The organism is Thainema salinarum CENA647, from assembly GCF_057732415.1.
The window spans coordinates 2,248,307-2,267,035 of sequence record NZ_JBYJZJ010000022.1; the positions used below are offsets into that span (position 1 = coordinate 2,248,307).

Annotated in this window: 15 protein-coding genes and 1 pseudogene; 7 read left to right on the plus strand and 9 right to left on the minus strand. The window is 49.2% G+C overall.

What is annotated here, in order from left to right:
• Positions 1-40: 40 nt before the first annotated feature.
• Positions 41-433: an allophanate hydrolase-related protein gene (locus AC286M_RS16815; protein ID WP_488205485.1), complete on the minus strand. Its 393-nt coding sequence runs from the start codon at positions 431-433 to the stop codon at positions 41-43.
• 45 nt (positions 434-478) lie between these two features.
• A complete protein-coding gene (gene recG, locus AC286M_RS16820) occupies positions 479-3,010 on the minus strand; it encodes an ATP-dependent DNA helicase RecG (protein WP_488205486.1) in 2,532 nt (843 codons plus the stop codon).
• Positions 3,011-3,629: 619 nt separating this feature from the next.
• On the opposite strand from recG, the gene AC286M_RS16825 reads away from it, so the two are divergent.
• The gene (locus tag AC286M_RS16825; RefSeq protein ID WP_488205487.1) at positions 3,630-6,746 is read left to right on the plus strand and encodes a HEAT repeat domain-containing protein; all 3,117 of its coding nucleotides are present in this window, start codon (positions 3,630-3,632) and stop codon (positions 6,744-6,746) included.
• Here AC286M_RS16825 and AC286M_RS16830 read toward each other — a convergent pair.
• On the minus strand, positions 6,627-7,844 hold the full coding sequence (locus AC286M_RS16830; RefSeq protein WP_488202914.1) for an IS256 family transposase: 1,218 nt from the start codon (positions 7,842-7,844) through the stop codon (positions 6,627-6,629). The two genes, AC286M_RS16825 and AC286M_RS16830, sit on opposite strands and share 120 nt — an antisense overlap.
• Positions 7,845-8,139: 295 nt before the next feature.
• Here AC286M_RS16830 and AC286M_RS16835 point away from each other — a divergent pair, with 295 nt between their 5' ends.
• From AC286M_RS16835 to AC286M_RS16860, 6 genes are all read left to right on the plus strand, one after another.
• Positions 8,140-8,592 (plus strand): hypothetical protein, encoded by a 453-nt coding sequence (locus AC286M_RS16835; RefSeq protein ID WP_488205488.1) that lies wholly within the window; start codon positions 8,140-8,142, stop codon positions 8,590-8,592.
• A gap of 20 nt (positions 8,593-8,612) precedes the next feature.
• Complete coding sequence (locus AC286M_RS16840) at positions 8,613-8,813, plus strand: DUF2283 domain-containing protein (RefSeq protein WP_488205489.1); 201 nt, start codon at positions 8,613-8,615, stop codon at positions 8,811-8,813.
• A 327-nt stretch (positions 8,814-9,140) separates the two neighbouring features.
• On the plus strand, positions 9,141-9,425 hold the full coding sequence (locus tag AC286M_RS16845; protein WP_488205490.1) for a hypothetical protein: 285 nt from the start codon (positions 9,141-9,143) through the stop codon (positions 9,423-9,425).
• A gap of 345 nt (positions 9,426-9,770) precedes the next feature.
• Positions 9,771-11,351: a photosystem II high light acclimation radical SAM protein gene (locus AC286M_RS16850; protein ID WP_488208845.1), complete on the plus strand. Its 1,581-nt coding sequence runs from the start codon at positions 9,771-9,773 to the stop codon at positions 11,349-11,351.
• An 89-nt stretch (positions 11,352-11,440) separates the two neighbouring features.
• Entirely contained in the window at positions 11,441-12,835 is a 1,395-nt protein-coding gene (locus AC286M_RS16855) for a DICT sensory domain-containing protein (RefSeq protein WP_488205491.1), read from the plus strand.
• A 107-nt stretch (positions 12,836-12,942) separates the two neighbouring features.
• A protein-coding gene (locus AC286M_RS16860; RefSeq protein WP_488203071.1) for an ISKra4 family transposase occupies positions 12,943-14,027 on the plus strand; the annotation gives its coding sequence in 2 pieces (ribosomal slippage) (positions 12,943-13,129 and positions 13,129-14,027; 1,086 coding nt in all).
• A 69-nt stretch (positions 14,028-14,096) separates the two neighbouring features.
• Here AC286M_RS16860 and AC286M_RS16865 read toward each other — a convergent pair.
• The 6 genes and pseudogenes from AC286M_RS16865 to AC286M_RS16890 all read right to left on the minus strand — a co-directional run.
• Positions 14,097-14,447, minus strand: a pseudogene (locus AC286M_RS16865) (PIN domain-containing protein); the annotation flags it as partial.
• Positions 14,437-14,676: a hypothetical protein gene (locus AC286M_RS16870; protein ID WP_488205492.1), complete on the minus strand. Its 240-nt coding sequence runs from the start codon at positions 14,674-14,676 to the stop codon at positions 14,437-14,439. The pseudogene AC286M_RS16865 and the gene AC286M_RS16870, both read right to left, overlap by 11 nt.
• A 223-nt stretch (positions 14,677-14,899) precedes the next feature.
• Positions 14,900-16,636 carry a CAP domain-containing protein gene (locus AC286M_RS16875; protein ID WP_488205493.1) on the minus strand — a complete coding sequence of 579 codons (1,737 nt, stop codon included), beginning with the start codon at positions 16,634-16,636 and terminating at the stop codon, positions 14,900-14,902.
• Between the two features lie 256 nt (positions 16,637-16,892).
• Entirely contained in the window at positions 16,893-17,090 is a 198-nt protein-coding gene (locus AC286M_RS16880) for a hypothetical protein (protein ID WP_488205494.1), read from the minus strand.
• Between the two features lie 22 nt (positions 17,091-17,112).
• Entirely contained in the window at positions 17,113-17,856 is a 744-nt protein-coding gene (locus AC286M_RS16885; RefSeq protein ID WP_488205495.1) for a DUF554 domain-containing protein, read from the minus strand.
• Positions 17,857-18,317: 461 nt separating this feature from the next.
• Entirely contained in the window at positions 18,318-18,542 is a 225-nt protein-coding gene (locus AC286M_RS16890) for a ferredoxin-thioredoxin reductase variable chain (protein WP_488205496.1), read from the minus strand.
• Between the last annotated feature and the right edge of the window lie 187 nt (positions 18,543-18,729).

Here is an 18,729-nt window from a genome sequence, read left to right on the forward strand (position 1 = left end):
GAGGAGTTCTAATTTTGAGTTTTGGCTCAGTACTCAGCACTTATTCCTTTCCCTCCTTCTCCACATAATTCCTCCATCCCCCATACTCCGTAATCTCCTTCTGATCTTGGCAGAGAATCGGTTCGCCAATTACGCCCAGTACTGTTTCGCCGTCTTCCAGTTTCACTTTGCCGATGCTGAGGCCGGGGGGTTCTTGGAGGAGAACTTGGGCGATACCGTCTGCTGGGATTGACCAAACTTCAACTGCGATCGCAACTCCGCCTTCGGGGACACGAATCATGGCGGGATGCACGTCGTTGATTGACCACAGCCGATAGGCAGGTTCGGTTTTGGCTTCTTTGAGGAAGGTGGCGTTGACGGCGAGGAGGTTGCCATTGAGGGCGAGGCCGCGCATGAGGGTGCCGTTGACAGCAAGTTTTAGATTCTCGGTCACTAAGGTTAGCCTTTGGAATTGGGAAAGCGGTTACGGAACTGCATTTTAAGTCAAAATTGCGCCACCCATTAGTTTGCGGTAGCGGTATTCGAGTTCCGCTCGCAGATCTGGCCACTGTTCCAGTTCTGAATCTTTAGCCAGCACCTTTTCCGCTGCTTCACGGGCAATTTCCAACACGGCTTGGTCTTCCACCAAACTGGCTAGCGCAAAATCGGGTAGACCGGACTGGCGGGTGCCCAGCACCTGACCAGGGCCGCGAAATCGCATATCCATTTCAGCAATAAAGAAGCCGTCCTGGGACTGAGCCAAAACCTGGAGTCGCTGACGTGCCGTATCGGCTTTGGAACTGCTCATGAGAATACAGAATGACTGGTCGCCGCCGCGACCGACGCGACCTCGGAGCTGGTGCAGTTGAGCCAAGCCAAACCGTTCAGCATGTTCAATCAGCATCACGGTTGCGTTAGGGACATCGACGCCGACTTCTACCACGGTGGTTGAAACAAGAACGTCGGTTTTGCGATCGCGGAATGCCTGAATCGCCTCATCCTTTTCTGCTGAGGTCATGCGACCGTGCAGCAGGCCAACCGCAAAGTCGGGAAAGACCACTTCCTGCAATCGCTGATGTTCTTCGATGGCCGAGCGCAAATCTAGCTTTTCCGACTCGTCCACCAGCGGCAGCACGATATACACCTGCCGCCCAGAAGCAATTTCGCGCCGAATCAGGTCATAGGCATGGTTGCGATCGCGATTACCCAGCACCGTGGTTTGAATCGGTTTTCGCCCCGGTGGCAGCTCGTCAATTTGGCTCACGTCCAGGTCGCCATGCAGGGTGAGTGCCAGCGTGCGGGGAATCGGCGTTGCGGTCAGGGTCAGCACGTGGGGATTTTCGCCTTTCTGCTGGAGCCGTGCTCGCTGCTGGACGCCGAATCGATGCTGCTCGTCAATCACCACTAGACCCAAGCGGCTGAACTGCACTGGATCTTCAATCAGGGCGTGGGTGCCGACGAGGAGCGGTAATTCTCCCGTTTGCAGTTCGCTGTGGATTTGTCGCCGCTTGCTGGTCTTGGTAGATCCAGTCAGTAGCTCGACGGGCAGGTGCAGCAAATTGAACCAGTTGACCAGCTTGCGATAGTGCTGCTCGGCCAGTACCTCGGTGGGAGCCATCATCGCTACCTGATAGCCGGACTGAATCGCCGCCAGCGCTGCAATCACCGCCACGATGGTTTTACCGGAGCCGACATCGCCCTGCACCAGCCGATTCATCGGCACGGGTTCCTGAATATCGTTCAAAATATCGTTCACCACCCGCTCCTGTGCGCCCGTGAGCCGGAACGGCATGATCTCGTAAAACTGGTCGATCAGTTGGCCTGTCGGTGCAAGTACGGCGCGAGTTTGCTCTTGCCGCTGCTCCAAGCGGCGACGTAGGAGTCCCAATTGCAGGTAGAAAAACTCATCAAAAATCAGTCGTCGTCGTGCCAGTTCCAGTGCGGCGCGATCCGGGGGAAAGTGAATATGCGCGATCGCAACTGGCAATTCCACCAAACCGTACAGTTCGCGCAGCTTGGGTGGCAATGGGTCACGCAGAAATACTGCCGATGGCATTGCTTCAACCACGGCTTTGCGAATCATGTAGGCTTTGGTATCTTCCGTCAGCGGATAAACGGGGACAATCCGCCCCACGGTCAGCGACTCAATCGAGCTGCCCGTATGATCCAGCACCTCAATGTCGGGATTGTCCAGCGTCAGGCCATACTTGCTGGCTTTCACCAGTCCCGATGCCGCAATCACGCAGCCACGGGGATAGCGGCGCTTTTCCTGCTCTTGCCAACCGCGACTGGCATAGCGATTACCGGGTAGAAACCGACTGATGCGGATTTGCCCTGTCGCATCCTGCACAAACAGCTCAAAAATTGTCAGCTTGCTGTTGCGCGGACTGGTAAAGCAACTAACTCGCTTCACCGTGCCCACCAGCGTCACCGTTTCCCCCGGTTCCAAATCTTTAATCGTCACCTGCCGCGCATAGTCAATGTGGTCACGCGGGAAGTAATACAGAATGTCCTTGACGGTATACAGCCCCAACTTGGCTAAGCGATCGCTGTTTTTGGGGCCAATCCCTGGCAGGTAGGTGAGCGATTGGTCGAGCTGCGGTTTGCGAGTACCGGACGGTTTCTGTTCAGTAGCGGGAACTGTTTTGGGCGTTTTCAGTTTACGAGTATGAACCGCCGTTCCTTGCCCCGACGCACTCGCACCATTATTCGCATTGGCTGCCGCACTGAAATCCAGCGTTGTCTGTGTTCCTTCCTCCAGCGTTTTCTGCGTCCGATGCAAAAAACGTCGCGTCTCTGCTACCAAATGCCGCCGCTGAGCAAAACTGTAGTCGGAATAGCTGGCATAGCTCTCCGAGAACTCTTGCCAGCGCCGCCGATCATCCGTAGGCAGTTCAGCCGGAGCCTGCTGAAAATTAAGCTGCAAGAACTCACTGAAACGGTACTGCTTGCCCTCCAGGTCATTGAAGCCTTTATCAGCTTCGACCGAGAGCGCTTTCTGTAGCCGAATCCAGTCGGGGGAGGAAGGCATTGGTCAGGTCAGATCAGGGGAGAGAGGGCTTAGAGGACTGTCAAGGGAGTCGAGGGAGAGCAGTTGAGCTGCGGTTAGCGAGGTTGTTAGGGAAAGGGAGTCCGGGGAGTTCGTAAGGTGCAGACAGGCGTTGGCGCAGCTTGAGCGCTGCTCGTAGTCGTAACGCACCACAATCAACAGGTGTTGTTTTTAAGCGTTATTCTATAGTTCAAGCGATCTACTTGTACCCATGATAAATAATCGGGTGAGATGTTGATCAATCAGCTTAAAGGTATGACTTTAATCGGCAATTCATTTTAGTACCGTTCGCTGTTGGTACGTTGGGATCAGCGGAAAATTATTGCGATCGCACCTTATTGGTCTATCAAATCATCACGTTCAGCCTATAAACCTCAAAGAGCGATCGCAGTATAGATGTGCGATCGCTCTTTTGTTGATATGCCCAAAAACAAACATCTGTAGGGGCAGGTTTAGCCAACGCGTTTTGATCTCAAACCCAAACGGATCAACAAAACCTGCCCTTACCATGCCTCTACAAAACCTCATAGGCTATAACAGTGGACAGAGATGGTTTACCAGCGGAACTCCCATTCTGCATCGTAGATCCAGCATTTGAGTTATGGCGCAATCCAAAATTGATTTTCAGCCTTATCTGCGATCGCTTTGTAATGACGAGGAGTATCGCGAATGGCAGGCTCTTTATACTCACACAACGGCTGAAGGTCGCAAACAGGTACCTCAGCCCAAATTTTCGTCTCGGCTCAAACTACAGGCAGAAACTGTAAAGCCAAAGGAAGAACAATCAGGAACAGAGGAACCGCAAGGACAATATAAGCAGGTAGAACAGTGGGATGTATTGGAGGGACTACGCAAGTATGCAGCAGAACATGTGCTGCTAATTGGTAAACCAGGTTCAGGTAAATCTACGTCTCTCGAACGGCTGTTGTGGGAAGAAGCCAATAAAGCACTACAAGATCCGGATGTCAGGATTCCAGTTTTGATCAAGCTTCGACGATGTACTTCAACGATTGAAGGATTGATTCAAGACTTTTTTCGTCGTCATCAGTTGCAGCTTGAGCTAGTTGATATCGATTGTTTACGGCAACAAGGCAAACTGCTGTTGCTATTAGATGGACTGAACGAATTACCCGAAACCTTCAGAACAGAAATTGCTAATTTCTATGATCGGTACCGTAAGACGACACATATGATCGTCTCTACTAGAGATTTGAGCGTAGGCGGCACTCTGGGTATTAACAAAAAGCTGAAAATGCTGCCTCTCACGGAACCACAAACACAAGAGTTTGTACAAGGATATTTGGGAGAAGCGGGTGATGGTTTGTTTCAGCAGCTCAAAGGTGATCGACTACGGAAGTTTGCTGAAACACCACTATTTCTATGGATGTTGTGTCGAGTCTTTGCGGATGAGTGTATTCGAGCGGAAGAGGAACAACGAAGCCCCAAGCTGCCTGAAAATCTAGGACTTGCATTTCGAGAGTTCACCCAACTTTATGATCAGGGAACGCAAGAACAACAAGCGATTCAAGAGGATGCACCCGTTGATTCGAGAAAACAGTGGCCGGGACTACTGCGTCACTTAGCTTTTGCTTTGATGCATGATCAGGAACTAGTCGAGTTTCGACTGTCGATGCCGAGAGAAGAAGCAGAGAACCTGCTAACAGCGTGCTTGCAAAAAGAAGGTAGAGATAATGCCAGAGCTTGTGCTGAACGTTGGTTACAAGACTTACTGGATTATCACCTGATACAGCCTGTAAGACAGCCCAATTTTGAAGAACATATTGAGTTTCGCCACCAGCTTATTCAGGAATATTACGCGGCGGAATATTTGCTGCGGCTGTTGCCAGAGTTGAGTGATGAGGAACTGAAGCGGGATTATCTCAACTATCTGAAGTGGACAGAACCCGTTGCGTTGATGCTAGCGCTAGTGGATGAGGAAGCGCAGGCGTTACATGTAATAGAACTGGCGCTAGAGGTAGATCCATATCTTGGAGCAAGATTAGCTGGGGAGACAAGGCAAAGTTTTCCAGAGCAAGCAATTAATCTATTTTTGGAAAGAAGTTATTCTGAATATTGTCTTATAAGACTCTTAGGATTTACACGCTCCAAAGAGGCTATTTCATATCTTCAAGATTTTCTAAATAGAGAAGCTTTCAATGAGCAAGAGCTTGTATTTACATCTTTGCAACAGATTGGAACTAGACAAGCAATTTCCAATCTGAAAGATGCCATATTTTCTGAGGCAGATATTACTACACGTCGAGCTGCACTTTTGAAGTTGAGTGAGATCCCAGATCAAGAAAGTATAGAAACATTAATACAGATCGTTTCTGACAAAAGTGCAGAGTCAGATCTCCGGTCGCACGCTGCCGCTTCATTAGGCAGACTCAAATATCAATTTGATGATAAAAAAGAAGATATAGACTCATTACTATGGTCAATCGCAGTAGATGGAAATGAAGACTCCAATATTCGCGCTAATGCAATGTGGGACATGAAGATCATTGATAATGAGGTTGACACCACAGGTTTAGATACAAGTATATTTGAAGGCTTATCTATAGTTTTACAAAGTGGAGATTTTCCTGTTAGCTGGATCGCTAGCATTATGCTGGGAAGGCTCGGAGGTATGGAGGCTATAAAAATTCTGAAGAACGCATTGAGATCTGAAAATGCCTATGTGCGTAAGAATTCAGCTTCTGGACTATCTGTAACTAAAGGAGAAAAAGCCTTACATGCCATCCTTGAGGCTGTTCAGGAAGAGTTTGGAAGAATAAGAGGATCAGACTTTTATATGGACTCTACTCCTCTCCCTGATATGATCCGTTGTTTAGGAGATTTTGGATATAATCCGAATCTTTTTCAATATCTTTGTGAACTAGCGAGACGTGAAGAAAATGTTGATATTTGCCGAAGCGCAATAGCTGCTTTAGGTAAAACAGGGAAAGAAGAAGCAATCCCTATTTTAGTTGAAGCCGCATCTGGAAATATTCATTCAAATACTTTTCTAGTGCCAATGACTGCCGCTGAGGCGTTAGGAGATACAAAAACTACAGAAGCTATCCCTATTCTAAACAGTCTGTTAGACAATGAAAATCCTCGGATACGTGAAGGTGCAATTGCAGGTCTTGAAAAATTTAAAAATGAAGAAATTATACCTGCACTCATTCAGGGGCTTAAAGATGATCATCCAACTATCAAGCGCAGAGCTGCTGCTGCATTTGATAATATTGCCCTAGATTTGAAGAATGAGTGTATTGATGCTATTGATTATCTAATCCAATGTTTAGATGAAGACAATACTGATGTTAGGTTGCATGTAGCTCAAGCACTTTGGAAAATCGGAGATACGACTAGAGCAACTGATTTTTTGATCAGGATTTTACAGAATGAAGACAATTCCAGATTGCGAATGACTGCTGCAAGGGCACTGGGTAAGTTTCAAATTACGGAGAATCAGGAAATTCTTGACATTTTATTGTCGCTACTTGAAGATTCTGATCTCGGAACACGAATGTGTGCTGCTGAAGCTTTAAGTGAGATTGCCAAACCATCTGTCATTCGGGTATGTCAAATAGATTGTGTCAAAGGTAAAAACTCAAGTTGGAAAGCGATCGCTGAATTCAATCGCGAAGCGGTTGAGAGCGGGTTTCCAGTCGCGAATGGGCATGGTCCACTTTTTGGCAATATTTTGAATTGCCAAGTAGATAACTTTTAGGGCAGATTCATCGGTTGGAAAAGCTCGGTGGTTTTTAATCACCTTTCTAAGAGTCATATTCATCGATTCAATCGCATTGGTCGTATAGATTGCTTTACGAATCTCCGGTGAAAAAGCAAAGAAGGGAATAATCCGCTGCCAATGATGAAGCCAAGACCTGCTAATGGTTGGATATTGCTGGTCCCACTGCTCGGCAAACTCAACTAAGCGCTGCTCTGCTTCAGTCTCAGTGCTGGCCGTGTAAATCAGCTTGAGGTCTGCTGCAACCGCCTTACGGTCTTTGTAGGACACATAGCGGAGTGAATTTCGTACCATGTGAACAATGCACAACTGCACCTGGGTTTGAGCAAAGACCGCTTCAATGGCATCGGGAAAGCCAGTGAGGCCATCACAGCAAGCGATGAAGATGTCTTTGAGACCCCTATTTTGCAGCTCTGTGAGCACTTGAAGCCAAAATTTGGCAGACTCGTTCTGGGTCATCCACATCCCCAAGAGTTCTTTGGTGCCAGACAAGTTAACCCCAAGCGCCAAGTGAATCGCTTTGTTGATCACCCGCCCGTCTTGTCTGACTTTGACCACGATGGCATCAAAATAGACGATGGGATAAACCGGGTCGAGCGCGCGATTTTGCCAAATTTTACGCTCCGTTTCAACCGCATCCGTGACGTTCGAGATCAGCCCGGCTGAGACCTCAACGCCATACAGGTCTTGCAGTTGAGCCTGAATGTCACGGGTACTCATGCCCCTGGCATAGAGGGACAAGATCTTGTCATCAAAGCCCTCGAAGCGGGTCTGCCCCTTCTTGACGATGATGGGTTCAAACTCACTGTTGCGGTCACGGGGAACATTGATTTGAGCTTCTCCAAACTCCCCTTTGATGGTCTTCTTGCTGTGGCCGTTGCGGCGGTTACGAGTTGGCTTGACGTCGCTTTCAGGCTCCGCCTGTTGCTCGTCCAGATGGGTTTTCATTTCCGCATTCAAGCAGCGTTCCACCAAAGCCGCCGTGAGCTGCTTAAGAATCCCTCCATCCCCCAGCAGGTCTTCGGGATTCTGATAGCCTTTAAGCAATTCATCCAGGAGTTCAGGTCGAAAAGTCATAGTACGAGTCTCTTAGGTTCAATAGTTCATTAGATCTCATCTCTGACCTTTGACACAATCTAATTTACAATCCCTGTCATTCCTGAACTTCAACATCTATCATCAAAGATTTCAGAAAACTATATAGACATTGCAATTGAGACCATTCAAAAAAGATACAAATTCTATAATTACGGCGTTGCTCAGCTTGAGCTAGAGGCTGATAAGCAATCTTCACTAGTACCTAGTCAACCGATTTTTAATATCGAATCACTTGGTATCCTAAATATCAATCCCACCATCCACGGTCATCAATTTGGCACAACTAATCTTCCTACACACTCAAACGATAATGAATAATACATCTAATAACCAACCTACCTTTCACATCAAAGAAGTCGGTACTATCAACAACGGAGATGTCACCATTGAAGGTGATCAGATCGGTATTCAAAACAATTATCCTGAAGCGAAAAGAAGTGAGGCAGAACAGCAGCTTCAGTCCTTGTTAGATCAACTCCGCCAAAAATATCCTGATAAACCCGATGAGCAAATCTTTCAGATCTTGCTCGATGGTTTTGCCACCATGCCTCAACGCAATCCGCAAAACTGGCAACGCTGGCGCGATATCTTCAGTATTCTCTTTGCCGGAGGTGTTGAAGGCGTCAAAATTTTAGTTCCCGAAGTTGGCATTCCTATCGAAGTCGGTAAGCGCCTCTACGAAATCTACGACCGAAACCGCCAGAATAAGCAACTCCCTGACAGTTAAGCACACTTAAGAGGACGCTTATGAAAGTTAGATATGATGCCGAAGCCGACGTGCTGATTTTCGTTATGAAAGAGGTTCCCCCCAGCAATGCAATCTCCGAACCCGGAGGCATCATTGTTAGCTACGACGAAAATGCTGAACCCGTGAGCATCGAATTTCTCAACGCTTCCAAGCGACAACTGTTTAACCCCAGTGAAACCAGCCTCCAAGTCTTTCAGTGATGGCAAACAACATTACCCTAACATTTGCAACATCTCCCAATCATGTCTGTCAATAAACCGTTATTGACTCCACAGAGCAAATCCCGTACTGTGAAATGTTAAGTTGCTAACGCAAACATCACCTGCATGGCAACTGGATACCAAAAATCTAGTCACGCGACCCAGAGTTGGTGGAACAACTCTGAGCCGCTAACCGCTACGTTGATCACGCCAACGCAGAGGCTTGGGAGATTATAACCCTCCTGTAGCCACCCTGCATTGCACTTCAAAGCGCGGGGTGGCTGGATTTTTGGCTTTCCTCTGAAAGTCAAAACCCAGGAGAACACAATGACAACTCTCTTCCTTGGTGCTGCACCCGATGCCGCACCACAAACCGCTGCGACTCAGCCCAGTTATCCGACTCGCGACGGTCGCCATCCCCTGCGGATTATTCTGCTTGGCTCTCGTCCTGACATTATTGTTACGATCAAAAACCTGCATCGACGCGGCTTTGCCGAAGCCAACGAATGGAGCCAGCCCATTCCCTGTCCCAGTGCCGGAGACGTGGCGCGAGTTTTGGCTCAGCGACATCCGGATGATCAGATTAGTATTCTTACCCGTTATCTGAACTAAATCACAACCCTACTGGGGACATTTCGATTGTCCCCAGACCTCGTCGAACACAACGTCCGTCCTGAACCTCGTCGAATGTCGGAAACTGCGTTTCTGAAGGTGTTGCTGTAAGTTTTGGGGGTGCGATCGCACCTCATCTGATTCATAGACTCAATTAGGTAGTGACTCCATCTAGGTAGAGATTCTATGGGAGAGGATGTTATCGTAAAGTTATGTGAAACGATTTTCAGAATTGTTGGTTTTTAATGGCCTCAGGCAGATGCTTAGAGCTAAACCAACTGATTAAGCTAATTAAGTTTGAGTCAGTCGCGTTCACTCCTAGCCGACATGAACACCCATTCTCATATGACAGCTCATCATCGAGTCCTATATGTTCGACTTCCGTGCAACCCGATTTTTCCAATCGGGGTTGTGTATCTAGCGGATCATGTTCATAAGCTTTTTCCGGGAGTTGAACAGCGCATTTTTGACTTAGGTACGGTGCCACCCTTGGATTTCAGCTCAGCGCTGGATGAGTGCATCGACCAGTTCAAGCCGAATTTGCTGGTTTTCTCCTGGCGCGACATTCAGATTTACGCGCCCGTAGGCGGACGTGGCGGCAATCCGCTCCAGAATGCCTTTGAGTTTTACTACGCTCGCAATCCGTTTATTAAGCTGCGGGGCGCAATCGGTGGCCTGAAAGTCACAACAGCTTATTATGCTGAACTGTGGCGCAACTTGGGCTTAATCAAACGTGGCCTTAAGCGGGCGCGACGCTATCACCCAGAAGTCCGAGCCGTTGTTGGCGGCGGTGCGGTCAGCGTGTTCTACGAGCAGCTTGGCGATAAGCTGCCCAACGGCACCATTGTTTCCGTTGGTGAAGGTGAAGCCCTGCTGGAGAAACTGCTACGGGGAGAAGATTTCCTTGACGAGCGCTGCTATGTGGTCGGTGAGACAGAGATCCGCGATCGCATGATCCACGAAGCACCGACTAATATTGAAAAAACGGCCTGCAATTACGACTATATTGATCAGATTTGGCCCGAGTTTGAATACTACCTGCAAGAGCAGGACTTTTACGTTGGCGTCCAGACCAAGCGTGGCTGTCCCCACAACTGCTGCTACTGCGTCTATACGGTGATTGAAGGCAAGCAGGTGCGGATCAATCCGGCGGATGAAGTCGTGGCAGAGATGCAGCAGCTCTACGATCGCGGCATTCGCAATTTCTGGTTCACCGATGCTCAGTTCATTCCGGCCCGTAAGTTTATCCCCGACGCAATTGAGCTATTGCAGAAGATTTTAGACGCGGGCATGGACGACATTCACTGGGCCGCCTACATTCGGGCTGACAATCTCACGCCGGAACTGTGTGACCTAATGGCGAAAACCGGGATGAACTACTTTGAGATTGGCATCACCAGCGGTTCTCAGGAACTGGTGCGCAAAATGCGGATGGGCTACAACCTGCGCACCGTGCTGGAAAACTGCAAAGACCTGAAAGCGGCTGGATTCAACGACATTGTCTCGGTCAACTACTCGTTTAACGTCGTAGACGAGCGCCCAGAAACCATTCGCCAAACCATTGCCTACCACCGAGCGCTAGAGGAGGTATTTGGTGCGGATAAAGTTGAACCCGCCATCTTCTTTATTGGGCTTCAACCCCACACACATTTAGAAGAGTACGCTTTCAAAGAAGGCATTCTCAAACCGGACTACAATCCTATGAGCGTCATGCCCTGGACGGCGCGCAAGCTGCTCTGGAATCCGGAACCGATGGGTTCATTCTTTGGCGAGGTTTGCCTGGAAGCGTGGCGGCGCAATCCCAATGACTTTGGCCGTGAAGTGATGGATATTTTAGAAGAGCGGCTAGGTCGAGCCGATTTAGAAGATGCGCTCCAGGCACCTGTTGAACCCAATCGTCCGCCGTTGATGACTACGGCTCGCTAAACGCGCCCATAACGCGCCAATTAAATGCTCACCGTTTTACATCGCTCAATTTTTCAAAACCGCTGAAAACTATCATTTAACCATTACCTATGTTAGAAGGATCGATTCTTCATCAACTGGCCGAAAAGCAAAAGTCTTCCGATTCCGGCGCATCCCAGCTCAACTTTGGAGTTTACTATAAGCACACACTGGTAGCCCTTTGCCATGCATTAGAAGACTGCATTCTCGCCACACAGGATAAGCCATTAGTGGTTACGGCCTTCCAGCAAGGGAAATGGTACTTACAAGAAGCGGAACGCTACGGTGCGATCGCAGATTGCGCTGATCACATCACGATCATGGCGACCCCCGGCTCCGGCTTCCATGAGCATCCCACCAGCCAGCGCGATAATGTGACGCTGGTGGATCTCGCTCCGGATGACCCCGTCGCTCAAGAGTGGCATTTGATAATTCTGTCACCGGAATACACAGCGATGGTACTTTGCCAGGAGTTGTCACCCGAAGAATACGGCCCCGAAGGCACGCCCGATGAAGATCATGCCCGCAAGTTTTACGGCTTTTGGACATTTGAGCCAGAGCTGGTGCTAGAAACCGTGAAACTTGCGATCGCGCATATCGGTGCCTACAACCCCGATCTACAGCAGCAGCTTAATCAGGCTGCCGAGCAGTTTACTGTCAATTTGCAGCAGTCGGACAACCCACCCCAAACGCTGGAAATGAGTGACGTGGTGGCGCAGGTGGTGCAGTATCTGCAAACCAGTCGGTCAGAATTAGGACAGGATTTGATCGCTCATACCCAAGCACTGGATTACAACCTGGTGTCGAATGAGCTACAGGCATTTTTACGACTGGCTCAACTGGTTGACCTGTCTGATCCAACCAATCCGGGTGGAGCCGGAGAAGTCGCGGCTCTGGCTGAAATGATGGGCCAACTCATCGATATGCCCGCATGGCAGCTCAAGCGACTCCGCCTAGCCAGCGTTCTACACCGAATTGCCCCCGTGCAATCGATGGATTCCCTGGCTGAAGAGGCAGGGCCTAGTTGCCAGTTGGATCCTGGAGTGCAGGCGTTACGCACCATGCCACGACTGCGAGCCGTGGCCGAGATTATCACCCACCAGCACGAATGGTGGAACGGCACAGGTCAACCCGCCAAGCTGGAAGGCGATGCCATTCCGCTCGAATCGCGCATCCTAGCGCTTGCATCTCATTTTCAAGCCGTTGCAGCCCAAGAACAATCGGGTAAAGCCGTTCCTGTCCTCTCATCTGAAGCGTCTGATCACCTGACTGCGGCTCTGGAAGCTTGCCAATCTCAACAGGGCGAACGCTGGGATCCCAAGCTAGTTGATCTACTAGCGCTGCTGGTGCAGGGCATTCAGCAGGGACTAAGCCTACCGAGCATTCCACCCAAGTTCACCGCAGGCGTGGGCCTACTCGATCCAGAAACATCAAATAAAGCAACAACCTCGACAACTTCTGCGTAAAATTTATTGATCATTTCTCATTAGATTTCCACTAAAGCAGTGGGGAGCACGTCATCCGCTGAGGAGATAAAAATATAATGGAGTGAGTGCCCTTATCGGATCCTGACATGACTCCAGACCAGCGCGACCAAATGCAGCATCACGTCAACGCTTTAGCACAGATCCTCTATGACGACGCCAAGGAACAGGGGATGAGGATGACGAGCTTAGGCGAAATCGAGCAAACGGTCCGTGAGCAAGTGCACCGTCATGTGTCACCCAACTTAGGTCTTTTTTTATCGACACAAGCGTCGGCAAAGATGAAGGAGAAACCCGAAAGCTAACCAGCATCCTTGGCATATTGCAGGTTGGCCGACAGCAGGCCAAGCGGCTTGGAGTCAAGCCCAGAGTCCAGTTCAGCCCCCTGGTCGAGCTGTGTTGTCTGCAGATGGGAGCAACGGTGTCCTTCGTGCAGGCGAGTCGGGATGTTGAACTGCTCACCGGGGTCACCGTGAGCGCCAAGAGTGTCGAGCGCATCGTAGGGCGCAATCCGATTGAGTCATCGGCTCCAGAGGAGACAGTCAAGGAGATGGCTCTCGATGGCGGGATGGTTCGCCTAGTGACTCCGAGCGGAGAGCCCAGCGAGTGGAAGCAGTACAAGGCGGTGCGGCTGGACGGTGACGGTGTGGGTATGGCCTGGTTTGACGACAATGATGCGCTGTTGGCCTGGCTCAGGAGCCTTTGCTGGGCCAGTGTTGTGTTCTGCTTAGGAGACGGACACAGCGGCATTTGGTCGCTCTACCAACAGATGGAGAGGCTCACTCGCCAGGAGGTCTTGGACTGGTATCACCTGATGGAGAACCTGTATAAAGTGGGCGGTTCCCTTCAACGGCTCAACCAGGCCAGACACCTTCTGTGGCACGGTCAGGTCGATGAGGCCAGTGCCCTGTTTGCGGGGCTCAACTCTCAGCAGTCTCAACGATTTGGGAGGTATCTGGAGCGACATCGCGCTCGGATTGTCAACTACAGGTACTACCAGCAAGAGGGGATGCCGATTGGCTCAGGCCCGGTCGAATCACTCATCAAGCAGATTGATGCCAGAGTGCAGGTCGCAGGTGCGCAGTGGAACCCTCAGAATGTTCCTCAAATTCTGGCGCTCCGCTGCGCTTACCTGAACAACCAGCTCAACCTTTATTCTCTCGCCAGCGGATGACGTGCTCCCAAGCAGTGGATTGATAATTCTGAGCGTATCTGCAATCAACTGCTCATGCTGCATATCTTCGGAGTACAGAATGCAGCAGTTGCTTTGTAGTGCAGTTGCAATGACTAAACTGTCCCAGTAGGAGTATCCGTAACGAAGATTGATTTCAATTGCCTGCCTAACTTCTGATGTATTAACTTCCAAAACAGAAAACGCGTCGCTTAGATCTAAGACAATTGCTTGAGCATCCACTTGTGAAAAGATACGTTTTCGAGTTAGGACATTGTACAGTTTTCCCAAAATCTGAGTGCTGATTATCAGTGATGCGGTCTGATTGTTGATGACTTCTGCAATCATTTCTCCCTTATCTGGTGGATCTTTTGCAAAAAAATAAACCCAGAGATTGGTGTCTATAAAGACCTTATCGTTCATGAGCTTCTTCTCGCTCAAACTTGTAACCTGTAGGTAACTTGGCGGAATATTGTTTTGCCTTGTCTAAAAATTGACGCTTACGTTTTTCCAAGTCGGCTTCAGATTGAGTTGAAGAATCAGTATTTTCAATCAGAATTAAGGTCAGTTTTTGGCCTTCTAAAGCAGCATCTAGTTTTTCATCCAACACCAAATTGCCATCCTGATAAGTTGCCCTTAAGACTTTACTCATATTCTGTACCTGTGATCATGGTTAAAACTGAAGCTAGAAACTAAATTCTAGTTGCTGTGAATGCATATGGTGTACGCATTCACAGCAACTATTTATATGGAGTCCGGTTGAAAACCCATGCTTTATTTTTTGCAAAATGCTTGCTAAGCAAGCATTTTGCAAAAAATAAATTAGGTTCTTATACGCAGACTTGATATTAAGGATTCTCAACCTAAATATGTTACTAGCGTTGCACAACCTCAACAGAGGTTTCAACCTCTTCGTTGTTGGTGTACTCGCCTGCGTAGGTCATTACGCAAACGTTACCAAAACTGGCATGAGGTTCACAGGCGACTCCAGTGACCTGATAATCTGGCTTCAGCAGCGTTTCCCGATGGCCGCGATCGCTAACTCCGTCATCAATCAGCCACTGAATCACGTGCCACTCAGCGGTATGAATTGGGCTGTAGCTGATATTTTCACCCGCGATATCGTGATAAGTCCCATAGCGGTTGATCCGCTCAAATGGATCACTGTCATCGCTGCCGTAATGTCCCGTCAGGTTATTCAAACCTAGGTCAACAGCATGATCGTTTGCGCCCAAAGATAAACCCGCCACTGGTTCAAGCAACGGTAGCGCATCGGTAGTCTGTAAAACTGCGATCGCTTCTTCTACTGCACTGATACCTTCCTCAGTTTCAAGAATAAATGACTGATTTGGCAGCTTGAGCTGCATACCGTCATAGTGGGGCAATAGCCGTTCCAGTTTCTCGGCATAGGCGGCTGGATTGGCTCGCAAAAGATTGGTTTCCTCGATCAAAGCCCGTTCCACTTCAGAAAGTTCAAAACTAGACGGACTAGCAGATGGAGGGGCTGCCGCGATTTCAGTAGCGTTTGCTTCTGGTGCAACAGGTGTGGCTGCTGATGAATCACTGGGAGTTTGAGCGTTATCTACAAAATCAGCATCAGAGTTGCTGTCAGTGGTTGCCTGCTCCAACTGACTTGGCTCAGGATCTGAAACGTTGGCATCAAGATGACTGGAAACGGCTGTCTGCTGATTTTGGGACGCCTGATCAGATATGTCCTGGTTGGATAATTCCTGCGCGGGTGCATCGTGAGCGGATGCAACGGGTTCTAGCGAGTCTTGATCGGCGGTAGGCGTTGCGGCGCGAGTAGTCTCGGTTCTGGTCGTACTATCAACACTGTCTACCTTACTGCTAACAGTTTCGACTGGCTCAACGGTTTCAGCACTGGCTTCAGCATTTAGGTTCTCGTTGCCTAAGCCCTCGTTGTCAGCATAGTCGCTGGCGTAGTCCAACACACAGAGCATTTGCTGGCTCATGCGATCGCAACTCACGCCCATCACCGTAAAGTCAGAGCGCAGCAGAGTCGCCCGTGACGTGCGGTTAGGATTGCCGTCGCTGATCACAAGCTGCATGACCAGTCCTGCCGCCGTTTGGTTGCCATAGTTCAATAATTCAGCGGCCTGACCAGAGAGTTCACCATAGCGACCCACTCGATCTTCAGGCTGACTGCCATCGCTACCTGTTAAGGTTAATGCCCCGATCCGCATCAGATCCTGAACGTGGTCATGAGCGGCAAGATTCAAACCAGCAGAATGTGCAAGCGGTGGCAGCGGATCGAGCTGGCTGAGAACTGCGATCGCATCATCGATAGCAGCGACTCCTTCCACAGTCCGCACGCGCGCCTCATTCGGAAACGCCAGCGTCGTGCCATCGTAGTACGCCTTCACCTCCTCTAACCACGCCGCATAGGCAGATGGATTCGCCCGCATTTGATTGATTTCAGCGATAACGGCTGATTCTAAGTCAGCCGTTGTTGAATCTACAGCATCTGAGTTTGCCGCTTGTGGCGTGGTTGCAGGTTGGGCAGAGGCTGCTTCTGGCAGCGTCACTGGGGCACAAAGTCCTAATGTAGTGACGGTAAGCAGCAGTTCAATCAATCGACTCCGTACACTCATGAATCAAATGTTTTGGATAACACAACAGATTCGAGCCGATTTGCAAATTTTTTGAGGTGCAAACCCTCAAGAAACGCAAAAGGTGGCTTCGTACCTACCGTGCCCAGGCTGATTCATGTATTTTTTGCAACTCAGTATTCTTGGCTTGATCTTCAAGTTCAGTAGCTATTTATCAAGTTTTGTTAAGTTGGCGAGATAAAAAGCTTGATTTTTGACGTGTAAAGGCGTTTGCGAGGAATTATAGTGCGATCGCACGTCACTCCTGGCCCTGAAAGGGCATCAAAAACTTAGGCGACACATAGCGAATAACCTCGCCCTCGCCCTTATCATCGGGATCATAGGCTGAGATTTTGACTCGCTTTTCCGTCACGGACAAGACCGTTGCCTTGACTGGAAAAAAGAAATCTCCTGATACGCGTCTTGCCCATACAACGGTGTCGCCGGGTTGAAACATAATCCGTAGCCTCCTGTAACGTTTAGAACAACTGGACAAAAACGCCGTACAGCAGCGGAGCCAACATTAGTCCGGGTAAAAATGAGGCAACGCGAATCTTGGCAATTTCTAGCAAATTTAAGCCAATCCCCAAAATCATCAGGCCACCAACCCCGGTCATCAGCAAAACCAAAGGATTGGTATCTGGATTGGGCAACACCTGCGCAAATAGACCAGCCCCCAGCGATAGCGCTCCCTGGTAAACCAGCACCGACAAACTCGAAAACGCCACTCCGGCACCGAAGCTGCTAGTCAGCGCGATCGCAGCAAAGCCATCCATCGTCGCCTTCAGCGTCAGCAGCGCATTATCCTTCAGTAAGCCATTGTTGATACTGCCCACCAGCGTCATCGGCCCGATGCAGAACAGTAAACTCGCTGCCACAAAACCTTCTGTAAACTGGCCGCTGCCCCGCACCTGGCGCTTCAGCCAGTCGCCTACCTGCCCCAGCTTCTGCTCAATCTGCGCCCATTCTCCCACAATGCCACCGAACACCATCGCTAGTAGGCCAATGATAATTCCATCCACCGCTCCCGCCTTCACATCCAGCAGCCGACCCGCCATTGTAATGCCCAGAAACAGCGTCAGCAGCCCAACGCCTTGAGTGATGGCCAGTAACATTGATTTGGAAATGCGATCGCGCAGCAACAACCCCAAACCTGCCCCCACCAGCACAGTCGCCACATTGATCCAAGTTCCACTCGTCCGTAACCACAGTTCAATCAACATGCGTCAACACTATCTACTAGCTCACCCTTTTCTTATCCATCAATTTCTTATCTGCTTTTTTAGGTATTCAGATAATGATTTTTGAGTGTGTGGGCACCGCCCACACACTCAAAAATCATTACCTTACAAGGACTACCATTTTCTTATCTATTCATCTATTAACCGCTTACCCTATCTACAATCTTCCTCACTCCTCACCTTAGGGTGATTTCATTTCATCAACAAAAAACTTAGAGCCTCAATTTGATGTTACATAGGGGCGAATAGCCATTCGCCCCTATGTAACATCAATGTCTTCGGGTTTTCTCTGATAAACATGTTCCCCTGCTCCTCACTCAAAAACAAAGGGGATTACTCATCAGCAACCCCCTCAGTCTAAGTATGAAATTTTAGTTCTGTCTATGAAAGATATTCGCGAATGATGGTTGCCTGCACAATCATCAACGAGCAGCGATTCTTTCCTAGCTAACCACTTCCAGTTCATCTTCCCGTAGATGAGCCCGGAACCGCTTGCTGAATTTGACATAGATCGGGAAATTGGCGCTCACAGGACGCCCTTTCCACTCTTTTACAATGTCAACAACTTCACCTTCCATACCTTGGATGTTGGTTTCGTTGCCCCGATTTTCAGGATTGTGATAGACAACGACAGTATCTTTTACTCGAACGCGATCGCCAATATTCATTGCTTCAAACAGTGTTTTCGTAGTCCTATAGTGCAACAAGGTTTACTGAATATGATTACTCATGACAACCCCACACAACTCATCATTGTGGCATAGGGTTGCGGGCTGAGTAGATTGTATTTATAAATACTTTTTGATCTTTATCGATCTAGTCGATTCCGAGCATATTATCAAGCTCGCGTATCAG

What these genes read in the sequence shown, in the direction of transcription:
- recG (WP_488205486.1), bottom strand. Translation starts at nt 3,010, where the DNA reads ATGCCTTCCTCCCCCGACTGGATTCGGCTACAGAAAGCGCTCTCGGTC.
- AC286M_RS16825 (WP_488205487.1), top strand. Translation starts at nt 3,630, where the DNA reads ATGGCGCAATCCAAAATTGATTTTCAGCCTTATCTGCGATCGCTTTGT.
- AC286M_RS16830 (WP_488202914.1), bottom strand. Translation starts at nt 7,844, where the DNA reads ATGACTTTTCGACCTGAACTCCTGGATGAATTGCTTAAAGGCTATCAG.
- AC286M_RS16840 (WP_488205489.1), top strand. Translation starts at nt 8,613, where the DNA reads ATGAAAGTTAGATATGATGCCGAAGCCGACGTGCTGATTTTCGTTATG.
- AC286M_RS16845 (WP_488205490.1), top strand. Translation starts at nt 9,141, where the DNA reads ATGACAACTCTCTTCCTTGGTGCTGCACCCGATGCCGCACCACAAACC.
- AC286M_RS16850 (WP_488208845.1), top strand. Translation starts at nt 9,771, where the DNA reads ATGACAGCTCATCATCGAGTCCTATATGTTCGACTTCCGTGCAACCCG.
- AC286M_RS16855 (WP_488205491.1), top strand. Translation starts at nt 11,441, where the DNA reads ATGTTAGAAGGATCGATTCTTCATCAACTGGCCGAAAAGCAAAAGTCT.
- AC286M_RS16870 (WP_488205492.1), bottom strand. Translation starts at nt 14,676, where the DNA reads ATGAGTAAAGTCTTAAGGGCAACTTATCAGGATGGCAATTTGGTGTTG.
- AC286M_RS16875 (WP_488205493.1), bottom strand. Translation starts at nt 16,636, where the DNA reads ATGAGTGTACGGAGTCGATTGATTGAACTGCTGCTTACCGTCACTACA.
- AC286M_RS16880 (WP_488205494.1), bottom strand. Translation starts at nt 17,090, where the DNA reads ATGTTTCAACCCGGCGACACCGTTGTATGGGCAAGACGCGTATCAGGA.
- AC286M_RS16885 (WP_488205495.1), bottom strand. Translation starts at nt 17,856, where the DNA reads ATGTTGATTGAACTGTGGTTACGGACGAGTGGAACTTGGATCAATGTG.
- AC286M_RS16890 (WP_488205496.1), bottom strand. Translation starts at nt 18,542, where the DNA reads ATGAATATTGGCGATCGCGTTCGAGTAAAAGATACTGTCGTTGTCTAT.